This window comes from Klebsiella sp. BIGb0132, assembly GCF_024810075.1.
GTDB lineage: Bacteria > Pseudomonadota > Gammaproteobacteria > Enterobacterales > Enterobacteriaceae > Klebsiella > Klebsiella terrigena.
Genome location: NZ_JANUDW010000003.1, coordinates 1 through 11,965, shown reverse-complemented (window position 1 = coordinate 11,965; position 11,965 = coordinate 1). Strand labels below are relative to the sequence as shown.

Sequence of the window (11,965 nt, the reverse complement as noted above, 5' to 3'; positions counted from 1 at the left end):
ACAATGAAAAGTTTAGGCGTAATTGAAACGCGAGGGCTGGTCGCCGCCATTCAGGCCGTCGACGCCGCCTGCAAAGCCGCAGGCGTAAGCTGCATCGGCTACCGTAAAATCGGCTCGGGGCTGGTCAGCGTCTGCTTTGAAGGCGAAATCAGCGCCATCCACACCGCGATTGAGCGCGGCGTCGAGGTCGTCGCCGCGGGCCAGGTCGTCGGCTCGCTGGCCATCGCCCGTCCGGAACGCAGCGTGGTCGATGCGCTGGGTAAATTAAAAGGCCGCCCGTCGCGTCCTGCCGCTCAGGCCGAGGCGCCGGCGGCTAAAGCCGACGCCTCGCTCCCGCCACAAGAAAAAGAGCCGGCCGCGCCCTACGCCACACAGCCGGCAGCGGACCAGGCGGAAGATAAAAACGCCGCGCAGAGGAGAGGGAAGAAGGCATGATCGACGCTCTGCTCCATGAAAAAATTGCCGCCCGCCTGAGCCGCGTCGCCCCGGAGATCCCGGTCGGCATCTCTAACCGCCACGTTCATCTGGCGCAGCAGGATGTCGAGGCGCTGTTCGGCAAGGGCTACGCGCTAACCCCGCTGAAGCCGCTGCGTCAGCCGGGGCAGTTCGCCGCCGAAGAGTGCGTCACCGTGGTCGGGCCGAAGGGCTCGCTGACCCAGGTGCGCGTCCTCGGCCCCACCCGGCCCTGCAGCCAGCTGGAAATTTCCCGCGCCGACTGCTTCACTCTCGGTATCAGGGCGCCGGTGCGCGAGTCCGGCCAGCTGGAGAACGCCGGCAGCGCGCTGCTGATCGGCCCGGCGGGCCACGTTGAGCTTCGTTCGCAGGTGATCTGCGCCTGGCGGCATATTCATATGTCGCCGCAGGACGCCCGCCGGCTGAACGTCAGCAACGGGCAGAAGGTCAGCGTCCGCAGCAACGGCGAGCGCCGGCTGACGTTTGATGAGGTAGTGGTTCGGGTGCGCGATGATTTTGCGCTTGAGTTCCACATCGATACCGAAGAGGCCAACGCCGCCGGACTGAAAAACGGCGCCCAGGTCGTCATCACCCAGCCCGCTTAACGGAGACCGGCCATGACCGACGAAGAGATCGAACGCCTGGTAACGCGGATTATCCACCGGCTGCAGCCGCCGGTGCTGGTGATGGTCACCGCCGCCGACGGCTACCGGCAGGCGATCCGTCGCCGCCTGGCGGCCTGCGGGCTGCCGCTGCATATCGCGCTGGACGAAGGCATCCCGGATGCCGCATGCTGGCAGGAAACCGGCGCAATCATCCCGCCGTCAGCCTGGCAGGAGGCGCTGCCAGCAATGGCCTGGCGCGCGGCGATCGTGCCGTTTCTCGACTATCCGCTGGCGGCCGACCTGGCGAACGGCAGCCTGCACAGCCCGTTCGCCAGACGCCTGCATGAGGCGCTGCTTAGCGGCCTGCCGGTGCTGGCGCTGCGCTACTGTTGCGATCCCGACAGCGAGCTCAATCAGCTGTACGGCGCGGCGGCCGGCTCGGCCTACGCCGGGCAGATGCGTGCGACGCTGGCCCGCCTGACGGAGTGCGGCATCACCCTGTGCGATATGAACGAGCTGCTGGAGCGGCTGACGTCGGGCAGCGCAGCGCCGCCGCCGGTGAACGCGACGCGGCGTTATCTTACCGTCACGGACGTCGTGAATAATCCGGCGCTAGCCGCCGCGCCCGATGCCGAGCTGACCGATGCCGCCATCGATTTTTTAAAAAACAGAAAAAAAGAACCTTACCTTAATAAATAGACCCGGAGTTTATTATGTCTTCTAAAACAAAATGTTGGCTATGGATGCTGCTGGTTATCCTCTCCGAAACCTCAGCCACTTCGACGCTTAAGATGTTCGGCAGCAGCGAAGGCTCAACCAAAATGATGCTGCTCGCGCTGCTGATTGTTCTCTACTGCACCTGCTACTACTCGCTATCCCGCGCGGTGAAAGATATCCCCGTCGGCCTGGCGTATGCCACCTGGTCCGGCACCGGCATCCTCGTCGTTTCCACCCTGGGCATGGCCTTTTACGGCCAGCATCCGGATACCGCGGCCATTATCGGCATGGCGGTTATCGCCAGCGGCATCGTCATCATGAACCTGTTCTCGAAAATGGGCAGCGAGGAGAGCGCCGCCGCGCCGGTTACGCCTCTCGACAAAAAAATCGCCAACTAACTGAAAGGAATAGCATATGTTTAATCTCGGATTTTTATGGCTGGCGCTGTCAATCGGCTCCGAAATCACCGGTACCTCGATGATCAAAAAGACCAACGGCTTTAGCAAACTGGCGCCGTCGGTGCTGGTGGTCTGCGCCTACGGGCTGTGCTATTTCGCCCTCACCCGCGCGATGAGCACCATCCCGGTGGGCGTGGCCTACTCGCTGTGGTGCGGCTTTGGTATCGTCGGCGTCACCATCTGCTCCATGATCCTCTACAAGCAGAAGCCGGATCTGCCGGCCATCTTCGCGATGGTGCTGATTATCTCCGGCGGCATTATCATGAACGTCTTCTCTACGATGTAACGCTTGCGGGGCGCGGGTTTACCCGACGCCCGTTTCGTGGCAGGATAGTCCGATGAACAGAAACGTTGTCGTTACCCGCTCCCTTCGCTGGTGGCTGCCTGCATAAAGGCGGCACGATTCACGTTTCCATTTCAAAGCCGCCGGAAGGCGGCTTTGTCATTTCTCAGCAGCGCCTTTCGGCTTAACCGCATCGTAAGGAGTTTCTGATGAACGCAAACCACACCATTCTTACCGGCGATCGCCCGACCGGCCCGCTGCACCTCGGCCATTACGTGGGGTCGCTGCGCCAGCGCGTGCAGCTGCAGCATGACCACCAGCAGTTTATTCTGGTCGCCGACCTGCAGGGATTAACGGACAACGGCAGCAACCCGCAAAAGATAAGCAGCAATATCTTTGAAGTGATGGCCGACTATCTGGCCGTCGGCATCGATCCGCAGAAAACCACGATTTGCCTGCAGTCGGCCCTCCCGGCGCTGGCGGAGCTGAGCGCCCTGTACATGAATATCGTCACCGTTGCCCGCGTCGAGCGCAATCCCACCGTCAAGCATGAAATTGCGCAGAAAGGCTTCGCCCGCTCGCTGCCGGTGGGGTTTCTGGCCTACCCCATCAGCCAGGCCGCCGATATCACCGCCTTTAAGGCCGGGCTGGTGCCGGTCGGCGACGATCAGCTGCCGATGATCGAACAGACCAACGAAATCGTACATAAGATGAATAGCCTGACGACGGCGCCGGTGCTGCAGCACTGCAGGGCGCTGCTCAGCGAGGTCGGCCGCCTGCCGGGCGTTGACGGCAGCGCAAAAATGTCAAAATCGCTGGGCAATACGCTGACGCTTTCGGCCAGCGAAGAGGAGATCCATCGCGCGGTCAGCGCCATGTATACCGATCCGGACCACCTGCGCGTTGCCGACCCGGGCCGGGTGGAAGGTAACGTTGTCTTTACCTATCTCGATGCCTTCCACCCCGACAAGCCGCTGGTTGCCGAAATGAAGGCGCACTATCAGCGTGGCGGACTGGGCGACCGGCAGTGTAAAGACGCGCTGGAGGCGTGTTTGCAGACGCTGCTGGCGCCGATCCGCGAACAACGGGCGCGGTTTATTGCCGATAAAGGCATGCTGCTGGAACTGCTGCGTCAGGGCAGCGAGCGGGCGAACGGCCTCACGCAGCAGACGCTGCATGAGGTGAAACGGGGTCTGGGACTGCCGATACTGTTCTGAGCGAAGAGGCTTCGGGCTTGCGCCATCGTGCTTCGCCGGCGGGAGCCACCCGGCAAACGGCTTAGCCGCCGCTGCCGCCTTCATGCATCTTCACGCAGTTGCGTCCGTCGCGCTTGGCGGCATAGAGCGCGCTATCGGCGTCGCGCAGCAGCAGGTTGTAATCAGGGTGGCCGGTATGGATGGCGTAGCCGATGCTGGCGGTAATGGCGATTTCGGTCTCGCCGCCCACGTTGAAGGCGAGCTGGCTGATATTTTTGCGCAGGCGCTCAAGGAGCACGTGGGCCTCGTGGGCACCGGTTTCCACCAGCACCAGCAGAAACTCTTCGCCACCGTAGCGGAAGATATAGTCACTGGAGCGGATATTATCGCTGAGCAGATCGGCAACGTGCTTAATCGCCCGGTCGCCCACCTGGTGGCCCCAGCTATCGTTAATCTCTTTAAAATGGTCGATATCGACGATCGCCACCGTCATCGGCCGCTCATACTCGATGGCGAGCGTGACCTCATGCTTGAGGACCACCGGCAGATAGCGACGGTTGAGCAGGCTGGTGAGGGCGTCTTTGCCGTTTTGCATTTGCGTCAGGCTGCTAAAAATCACCCCCAGCTGGCTGCCGATCTGCTGGCAATGAATATGAATGCCCTGCAGCAGGTTTTGCGTCTCTTTATATCCCGTATGGCTATCCGTTGATTTCCAGCCGCTAATTAGGTTATCGACCTCAGCGATTAATCCGCCAATCTCTTCCATCTGCGCGTTCTTATTAAAATAGCGCACGCATTTATGGCGGAACCACAGGCCAAATTCGGATTCAGATAATAACGTGGCGTTAATATCGTTTTTATTTTCGCTAACGATATTAAAAATAACGGTATTTTCCCAGCCGGAGAGCGCGGCCTGCTGTTTACCGTACTCCATCGGTACGTTATCCATCAGACTGTACAGGCGATAGGCCTCTTCGTTTTTGGTGGCCCGATAGTGCGACAGAGTGTAGGCATGGCACATCATCTCGATCGCCATATTAAACGCCATAATCGCATAGTAGATCGCGGCCACGCCGGTTTGGCGGTCTATCGCGCTGTCGCGAATATATTCGATAACTCCGGCCTTGAGCTGCCTGGCACCGCGCAGCACGGCCTCGGCAGGAATGCCGATCCGCGAGTGAATGCTGCCGATATGGTATTGCCGCTCCGCCAGCGCCTGCAGGCCGTCCCTCTCGCAGGTCAAAATATCTTTGACCCAGCCGGCCAGCGAGCGGCTCAGACGTTCCTGAACCAGGTCATAGGTGAGGTGCCTGGCAATATCCGGGTCCTGAAAAATAAAGTCATAAAAGCGGGCCGCCAGCGCTTCAGCCTGCTCGGCGGCAATATTATTAAGCACCGCCTTTACTTCCGGCGTCAGGCCGTCGTGCAGCGGCAGCCATTCCTTAAAAATAACCGCGATATATTTTTTGCTTTCATCTTTCATTGAATAAAGCACTCGCTGACGTTTGTCTCTTTTCAGGGCCGCAGATCATACAACAGTTAGCTATGACCAACCAGATTGAAAATGCAGCAACCGCCGTTTACGCCAGGCCGCGGCGGGCGATTGGCGACGCGGCGTCAATACCCCACACTTATCGTATGGACATACTCAATACAAATGCTAGTATCCCATAGACAGTAGCTATATTTATGCGTGTTTCATTTAAGGCCAGGATTGCTGATGATGACCACATTCGTAGCACATCTTTCTCACCGGTTTGCCGCGCAGCTGGATCCGCGCGCCGGTCGGCCTTGCCCCTCCACTCCCCTGTCTTTCAAAGAGAGAATGCTCCGTATGGCGGAGGACAGAAACGCGCATCACTCAGCAATATGGAACAGAGCGAGTAGCGTATGGACAAAATCAAACAGCACTGGGCCTGGTGCCTTGTCGGCCTGCTGGCGGTCATCGCCGCCCTGATAGTATGGGCGCTGCGTCCGCCGGGACTTCCGCAGGGTTTTGCCGGCAGCAACGGCAGGATCGAAGCCACCGAGGTGGATATCGCCAGCAAAACCGCCGGACGCATCGACGCCATTCTGGTCAAAGAGGGGCAGTTCGTTCGCAAGGGCGAGGTGCTGGCGCGGATGGATATTCGGGTGCTTAACGAACAGCGCCTCGAGGCCGCCGCTCAGATCAAAGAGGCTGAAAGCGCGGTCGCCGCCGCGAAAGCGCTGCTGGATCAGCGGCAAAGCGAAATGCGCGCCACCGAGGCGGTGGTCAAACAGCGGCAGGCGGAGCTCAACTCCACCGCCAAACGGCACGTGCGCTCCAGCGCGCTGTCGCAGCGCGGCGCGGTTTCGGCCCAGCAGCTCGACGATGACCAGGCGGCAGCGGAAAGCGCCAGGGCGGCGCTCGAATCCGCCAGAGCCCAGGTGTCTGCGGCGAGGGCGGCAATTGAAGCCGCCCGCACCAGCATTATTCAGGCACAAACCCGCGTCGATGCCGCGCAGGCGACGGAGCGACGCATCCTCGCCGATATCGACGATAGCGAGCTCAAAGCACCGCGCGATGGCCGAATTCAGTATCGCGTCGCCGAGCCGGGCGAAGTCCTGGCCGCCGGCGGCCGGGTGCTGAATATGGTCGACCTCTCCGATGTCTATATGACCTTCTTCCTGCCCACCGAGCAGGCTGGCCTGCTGGCGCTGGGCAGCGAGGCGCGCATCGTGCTGGACGCGGCGCCAAACATGGTCGTTCCCGCCCATATCAGCTTTGTCGCCAGCGTCGCGCAGTTTACGCCGAAAACGGTAGAAACCAGCGATGAGCGCCTGAAGCTGATGTTCCGCGTGAAGGCCCGCATTCCGCCGGAGCTGCTGGAGCAGCACCTGGAGTATGTCAAAACCGGCCTGCCCGGCATGGCATACGTTCGCCTGGATAGCCAGCAGGCCTGGCCCGATACGCTCACGGTGAGGTTGCCGCAATGAGAGGCTCTCAGCAGGATACTTACCCACCGGTCGCCCTGCTGGAACACGTTGGCCAGCGCTTTGGCGCCACCGTCGCGCTGCGGGATATCACGCTAAGCATTCCCGCCCGTCGGATGGTGGGCCTGATTGGCCCTGACGGCGTCGGCAAATCCAGCCTGCTGTCGCTGATTTCCGGGGCGCGGGCGATTGAACAGGGCAACGTAATGGTCCTCGGCGGCGATATGCGCGACCCCCGGCATCGGCGGGATGTCTGCCCCAAAATCGCCTGGATGCCGCAGGGGCTGGGCAAAAATCTCTATCACACCCTGTCGGTGTATGAAAACGTCGATTTCTTTGCCCGGCTATTCGGTCACAACAAGGCCGAGCGCGAGAAGCGCATCGATGAGCTCCTGCACAGCACCGGGCTGGCCCCTTTCCGCGACCGTCCTGCCGGGAAGCTGTCCGGCGGGATGAAGCAGAAGCTCGGCCTGTGCTGCGCCCTGATCCACGATCCGCAGCTGCTGATCCTTGATGAGCCCACCACCGGTGTCGATCCGCTTTCGCGCGCCCAGTTCTGGGAGCTGATTGACAGCATTCGCCGGCGCCAGCCGGAGATGAGCGTGCTGGTGGCAACGGCCTATATGGAAGAAGCGGAGCGCTTCGACTGGCTGGTGGCGATGAACGCCGGGGAAGTGTTGGCGACCGGCAGCGCCGAAGAGCTCAAAGCGCAAACCCGCAGCCAGACGCTGGAGCAAGCGTTTATCGCCCTGCTGCCGGCAGCCCAGCGCGAGGCGCACAAAGAGGTGATCATCCCGCCGCGCAGCGCGCAGGATGATGACATCGCGATTGAGGCCCGTGACCTGACCATGCGCTTTGGCAGCTTCGTGGCGGTCGATCGCGTAAATCTCCGCATCGCCCGCGGCGAGATTTTTGGTTTCCTCGGCTCAAACGGCTGCGGTAAATCAACCACCATGAAGATGCTTACCGGCCTGCTGCCCGCCAGCGAAGGCGAAGCCTGGCTATTCGGTCAGCCGGTCGATCCGAAGGATATCGAAACCCGCCGCCGCGTCGGCTATATGTCGCAGGCCTTCTCCCTCTACAGCGAGCTGACCGTCAGGCAGAACCTCGAGCTGCACGCCCGCCTGTTCCACATCCCGGATGGCGAGATCCCCGCTCGGGTGGCGGAAATGAGCCAGCGCTTTATGTTAACGGAGGTCGAAGATACCCTGCCCGCTTCTCTGCCACTGGGCATTCGTCAGCGGCTCTCTCTCGCCGTGGCGGTGATCCATCGCCCGGAAATGCTGATCCTCGATGAGCCAACTTCCGGCGTCGATCCGGTCGCCAGGGATATGTTCTGGCAGCTGATGGTCGATCTCGCCCGTCAGGATCGGGTGACCATTTTTATCTCGACCCACTTTATGAACGAAGCCGAGCGCTGCGATCGTATTTCGCTGATGCATGCCGGGAAGGTGCTGGCCAGCGATAGCCCGCAGGCGCTGGTGGCCCGGCGCGGTGCGGCAACGCTTGAAGAGGCGTTTATCGGCTGGCTGCAGGATGCTCAGCAGCCCGTTGCTGAAACAGCGCCCGTTCCGCCGGCTAGCGCTTCGTCCGTGACGACGGCGGCGCAGCAGGCGTTCAGCCCTGGACGGCTCTTTAGCTACAGCCGGCGCGAAGCGCTGGAGCTGCGGCGCGATCCGGTACGATCGACCCTCGCCCTGCTGGGTACCGTTATTCTGATGTTCATCATGGGATACGGCATCAGCATGGACGTGGAAGATCTGCGCTTCGCGGTGCTCGATCGCGACCAGACCCTCAGCAGCCAGGGCTGGTCGCAGAATATTGCCGGCTCGCGCTACTTTATTGAGCAGCCGCCGCTGCAGAGCTATGACGAACTGGACAGGCGGATGCGCAGCGGCGAGCTGGCCGTGGCCGTTGAAATCCCACCTAATTTTGGCCGCGATATTGCCCGCGGTACGCCGGTGAAAATTGGCGTCTGGGTGGACGGCGCCATGCCTAATCGTGCCGAGACGGTGCGCGGCTACATTCAGGCCATGCATCTGGCATGGCTACAGGAGATGGCCGGGCGGCAGGCCTCTCCCGCCCGCGATACATCGCTGATATCCATCGAGACGCGCTATCGCTATAACCCGGACGTGAAAAGCCTGCCGGCCATCGTTCCGGCGGTGATCCCGCTGCTGCTGATGATGATCCCGGCGATGCTCAGCGCGCTGAGCGTGGTACGTGAAAAAGAGCTTGGCTCAATCATTAATCTGTACGTCACCCCGACCACCCGCAGCGAGTTTCTGCTCGGCAAGCAGCTGCCCTATATCGTGCTGGGAATGTTTAACTTTTTCCTGCTGTGCGCGCTGTCGGTGTTGGTGTTTGGCGTAGCGCATAAGGGCAGCTTTCTCACCCTGACCCTGGCGGCGCTGCTCTATGTCACCATCGCCACCGGGCTGGGGCTGCTGATCTCCACCTTTATGAAAAGCCAGATTGCGGCCATCTTCGGCACCGCCATTATTACGCTGATACCGGCCACCCAGTTTTCCGGCATGATTGACCCGGTCGCGTCGCTGGAGGGGCCCGGCCGCTGGATTGGTCAGATCTACCCGACCAGCCATTTTCTGACCATCGCCCGCGGCACCTTCTCAAAAGCCCTGAGCCTGACGGATCTGTGGGCGTCCTTTATACCGCTGCTGATTGCCGTTCCGCTGGTGCTCGGCCTCAGCGTGTGGCTGCTGAAAAAACAGGAGGGATGATGCGCGGATTACGCAATATTTATAATCTCGGCGTCAAGGAGCTGCGCAGCCTGCTCGGCGATAAGGCGATGCTGACCTTAATCCTCTTCGCCTTTACCGTGTCGGTCTATTCCTCTGCGACCGTGATGCCAGGCTCGCTGCATCTGGCGCCTGTGGCGATTGCCGACATGGATAAATCGCAGCTCTCTTCGCGTATTATCAACGGCTTTTATCGGCCGTGGTTTTTACCGCCGGAGCTGATTAACGAAGATGAGATGGATGCCGGTCTGGATGCCGGGAACTATACCTTTGCCATTAATATTCCCCCCAACTTTCAGCGCGACGTGCTCGCCGGGCGGCAGCCGGAAATACAGGTTAACGTCGACGCCACGCGGATGAGCCAGGCATTTACCGGCAATGGCTATATCCAGAATATTATCAGCGGGGAGGTGAACGGCTTCGTTGCCCGCTATCGGGATAACGCCACTCTGCCGGTCGAGCTGGCGGTGCGCATGCGCTTTAACCCCAATCTTGAGCAGGAGCGCTTTGGCGCGGTCATGGCCATCATCAACAACATCACCATGCTGGCGATCGTGCTGACCGGCTCGGCGCTGATCCGCGAGCGGGAGCACGGCACGGTCGAGCACCTGCTGGTTATGCCGGTGACGCCGTTTGAAATTATGCTGGCAAAAATCTGGTCGATGGGGCTGGTGGTGCTGGTTGTTTCCGGGCTTTCGCTGCTGCTGATGGTTCAGGGGGTGCTGCAGGTGCCGATTGAAGGCTCGATCCCGCTATTTATGCTGGGCGTGGCCCTGAGCCTTTTCGCAACCACCTCCATCGGGATCTTTATGGGGACAGTAGCGCGCTCGATGCCGCAGCTGGGGCTGCTGATGATCCTCGTACTGCTGCCGCTGCAGATGCTTTCAGGCGGCTCAACCCCGCGGGAAAGCATGCCCCAGGCAGTACAGGATATTATGTTAACTATGCCAACCACCCACTTCGTCAGCCTCGCGCAGGCGATTCTGTATCGCGGTGCCGGATTTGCCATCGTCTGGCCGCAGTTTTTAACCCTGATGGCGATTGGCGCAGCGTTTTTTGCCATCGCCCTGCTGCGTTTTCGTAAGACCATCGGCGCGATGGCGTGAATGAGCCGTACCGGCCGTCACCTTAGGCGGCCGGTAGACTATTTTTTGCTGTTTATCACGCGGCGCAGCAGCCAGGTAAAGCCCATCGCCATGCTAAACAGAATGAACAGCAGCACGACCCAGCTCACCGAGATGCGGACCAGCGTGCCGAAGGTCATCAGCGGCTGCAGATAGACGGTAAACGAGTCGCTTAACGGCTTATCCATCAGCATATAGGCGCTATCGGCCAGCCAGACGCAGACGCGACACGCCAGCCAGATAATTGCCGGCCAGCAGAGCAGGACCAAAAAGGTAAGGCGTTCTTGTACGTAGCGGGTGAGCCGGCGCAAAGGGGGCCAGCCAAGCAGGATTTTCATTTATATTCTCATATTGCCACCCGGTGACAGGGGTTATTTAGCCCCGGGAGTGACCGAAACAGGCATTAATATCGGCAGTACGCTTGATATTTTATATCACAATTCGGTTAATCCGAACCCGATCAAGTTAACAAAGTGTTAAGGACAGTAAATCATTTGATTGGCAAAGTCCAGTTATTACGATTTTACGTCTGGAATAGCGAAGCGTTATTTTGTAAATAATTGATAATATTAATTAAATATAATTCAGGAGTGAATTAAAGATATTCAGAGAATTAATTAAAAACCGTGGTTTTATATTTAAAACATAGCTGGTTTATATTTTAAATATAGCATCAGGGGTGCGAAGGGACTGTTCTTATCAGAAGAGTACGGATTGCGGGGGGAGGCCCGCGCGGCGTGAGGCCATTGTTTGTTTCAGGGGATGGTTTGATTGCTGGCCGCTGGATATTCCCGGATTGCGCAGCGCCCGATCCGGGCGGCGTCCGGCCGTTTTTCCTTAAACCGCAGACGACAAAAAAACCCCATGCTTTCGCATGAGGTTTCTTTGTTTGTTTGATGCCTGGCAGTTCCCTACTCTCACATGGGGAGACCCCACACTACCATCGGCGCTACGGCGTTTCACTTCTGAGTTCGGCATGGGGTCAGGTGGGACCACCGCGCTATTGCCGCCAGGCAAATTCTTGTGCTCAAAACGAATATTTTACCCTGATGCTGCGTTGCCTTCGCTTGTAAAGTCAGTCACATACTTCAGTATGCTCCTTCCTTTCCTGCGCTTGCCGCCTTGCCTCAGCGTAAACTCTTTCGTTTTCGCTAATCTGTATCTAAGCTGAAAATCTCTCAAATTCATCACACCAAACAGCTTTGGCGTTGTAAGGTTAAGCCTCACGGTTCATTAGTATCGGTTAGCTCAACGTATCGCTACGCTTACACACCCGACCTATCAACGTCGTAGTCTTCAACGTTCCTTCAGGACTCTCAAGGAGTCAGGGAGAACTCATCTCGGGGCAAGTTTCGTGCTTAGATGCTTTCAGCACTTATCTTTTCCGCATTTAGCTACCGGGCAATGCCATTGGC

General features: G+C 59.2%; 11 protein-coding genes and 2 rRNA genes. 9 read left to right on the top strand and 4 right to left on the bottom strand.

The window, feature by feature from the left end; translation table 11 throughout:
- The first annotated feature begins 3 nt into the window (after nt 1-3).
- The 6 genes from M2416_RS11545 (at nt 4) to trpS (ending at nt 3,733) form a co-directional block, all read left to right on the top strand.
- Nucleotides 4-435: a BMC domain-containing protein gene (locus tag M2416_RS11545; RefSeq protein ID WP_259224033.1), complete on the top strand. Its 432-nt coding sequence runs from the start codon at nt 4-6 to the stop codon at nt 433-435.
- Complete coding sequence (locus tag M2416_RS11540) at nt 432-1,058, top strand: phosphate propanoyltransferase (RefSeq protein WP_041143872.1); 627 nt, start codon at nt 432-434, stop codon at nt 1,056-1,058. Before M2416_RS11545 ends, M2416_RS11540 begins: the two co-directional genes overlap by 4 nt.
- Nucleotides 1,059-1,070: 12 nt before the next feature.
- Nucleotides 1,071-1,757, top strand: coding sequence for a hypothetical protein (locus M2416_RS11535; RefSeq protein ID WP_259224031.1), 687 nt, complete (start codon nt 1,071-1,073; stop codon nt 1,755-1,757).
- A gap of 14 nt (nt 1,758-1,771) precedes the next feature.
- Nucleotides 1,772-2,173 carry a DMT family transporter gene (locus tag M2416_RS11530; RefSeq protein ID WP_259224029.1) on the top strand — a complete coding sequence of 134 codons (402 nt, stop codon included), beginning with the start codon at nt 1,772-1,774 and terminating at the stop codon, nt 2,171-2,173.
- Between the two features lie 16 nt (nt 2,174-2,189).
- Nucleotides 2,190-2,519, top strand: a complete 330-nt coding sequence (locus M2416_RS11525) for a DMT family transporter (RefSeq protein ID WP_041143869.1) — start codon at nt 2,190-2,192, stop codon at nt 2,517-2,519.
- Nucleotides 2,520-2,725: 206 nt separating this feature from the next.
- Nucleotides 2,726-3,733 (top strand): tryptophan--tRNA ligase, encoded by a 1,008-nt coding sequence (gene trpS, locus M2416_RS11520; RefSeq protein ID WP_076946511.1) that lies wholly within the window; start codon nt 2,726-2,728, stop codon nt 3,731-3,733.
- A gap of 61 nt (nt 3,734-3,794) precedes the next feature.
- Here the strand turns inward: trpS and M2416_RS11515 are convergent, their stop codons facing one another.
- Nucleotides 3,795-5,195 carry a GGDEF domain-containing protein gene (locus M2416_RS11515; RefSeq protein ID WP_259224024.1) on the bottom strand — a complete coding sequence of 467 codons (1,401 nt, stop codon included), beginning with the start codon at nt 5,193-5,195 and terminating at the stop codon, nt 3,795-3,797.
- A 407-nt stretch (nt 5,196-5,602) separates the two neighbouring features.
- On the opposite strand from M2416_RS11515, the gene M2416_RS11510 reads away from it, so the two are divergent.
- Genes M2416_RS11510 through M2416_RS11500 form a run of 3 tightly spaced genes read left to right on the top strand, consistent with a single transcriptional unit; the run spans nt 5,603 to nt 10,532 of the window.
- Nucleotides 5,603-6,670, top strand: coding sequence for an HlyD family secretion protein (locus tag M2416_RS11510; RefSeq protein ID WP_128879169.1), 1,068 nt, complete (start codon nt 5,603-5,605; stop codon nt 6,668-6,670).
- The gene (gene rbbA, locus M2416_RS11505; RefSeq protein ID WP_259224022.1) at nt 6,667-9,408 is read left to right on the top strand and encodes a ribosome-associated ATPase/putative transporter RbbA; all 2,742 of its coding nucleotides are present in this window, start codon (nt 6,667-6,669) and stop codon (nt 9,406-9,408) included. Before M2416_RS11510 ends, rbbA begins: the two co-directional genes overlap by 4 nt.
- Nucleotides 9,408-10,532, top strand: a complete 1,125-nt coding sequence (locus M2416_RS11500) for an ABC transporter permease (RefSeq protein WP_041143864.1) — start codon at nt 9,408-9,410, stop codon at nt 10,530-10,532. Before rbbA ends, M2416_RS11500 begins: the two co-directional genes overlap by 1 nt.
- 38 nt (nt 10,533-10,570) lie before the next feature.
- Here the strand turns inward: M2416_RS11500 and M2416_RS11495 are convergent, their stop codons facing one another.
- The 3 genes from M2416_RS11495 to M2416_RS11485 all read right to left on the bottom strand — a co-directional run.
- Nucleotides 10,571-10,888, bottom strand: a complete 318-nt coding sequence (locus M2416_RS11495) for a hypothetical protein (RefSeq protein WP_041143863.1) — start codon at nt 10,886-10,888, stop codon at nt 10,571-10,573.
- Nucleotides 10,889-11,448: 560 nt separating this feature from the next.
- Nucleotides 11,449-11,564 (bottom strand): 5S ribosomal RNA (gene rrf, locus M2416_RS11490).
- A gap of 198 nt (nt 11,565-11,762) precedes the next feature.
- Nucleotides 11,763-11,965: ribosomal RNA gene (locus M2416_RS11485) — 23S ribosomal RNA — on the bottom strand; the annotation flags it as partial.

Excerpts from the sequence above, each read along its gene's own strand:
- M2416_RS11545 (WP_259224033.1), top strand. The coding sequence starts at position 4 with ATGAAAAGTTTAGGCGTAATTGAAACGCGAGGGCTGGTCGCCGCCATT.
- M2416_RS11540 (WP_041143872.1), top strand. The coding sequence starts at position 432 with ATGATCGACGCTCTGCTCCATGAAAAAATTGCCGCCCGCCTGAGCCGC.
- M2416_RS11535 (WP_259224031.1), top strand. The coding sequence starts at position 1,071 with ATGACCGACGAAGAGATCGAACGCCTGGTAACGCGGATTATCCACCGG.
- M2416_RS11530 (WP_259224029.1), top strand. The coding sequence starts at position 1,772 with ATGTCTTCTAAAACAAAATGTTGGCTATGGATGCTGCTGGTTATCCTC.
- M2416_RS11525 (WP_041143869.1), top strand. The coding sequence starts at position 2,190 with ATGTTTAATCTCGGATTTTTATGGCTGGCGCTGTCAATCGGCTCCGAA.
- trpS (WP_076946511.1), top strand. The coding sequence starts at position 2,726 with ATGAACGCAAACCACACCATTCTTACCGGCGATCGCCCGACCGGCCCG.
- M2416_RS11515 (WP_259224024.1), bottom strand. The coding sequence starts at position 5,195 with ATGAAAGATGAAAGCAAAAAATATATCGCGGTTATTTTTAAGGAATGG.
- M2416_RS11510 (WP_128879169.1), top strand. The coding sequence starts at position 5,603 with ATGGACAAAATCAAACAGCACTGGGCCTGGTGCCTTGTCGGCCTGCTG.
- rbbA (WP_259224022.1), top strand. The coding sequence starts at position 6,667 with ATGAGAGGCTCTCAGCAGGATACTTACCCACCGGTCGCCCTGCTGGAA.
- M2416_RS11500 (WP_041143864.1), top strand. The coding sequence starts at position 9,408 with ATGCGCGGATTACGCAATATTTATAATCTCGGCGTCAAGGAGCTGCGC.
- M2416_RS11495 (WP_041143863.1), bottom strand. The coding sequence starts at position 10,888 with ATGAAAATCCTGCTTGGCTGGCCCCCTTTGCGCCGGCTCACCCGCTAC.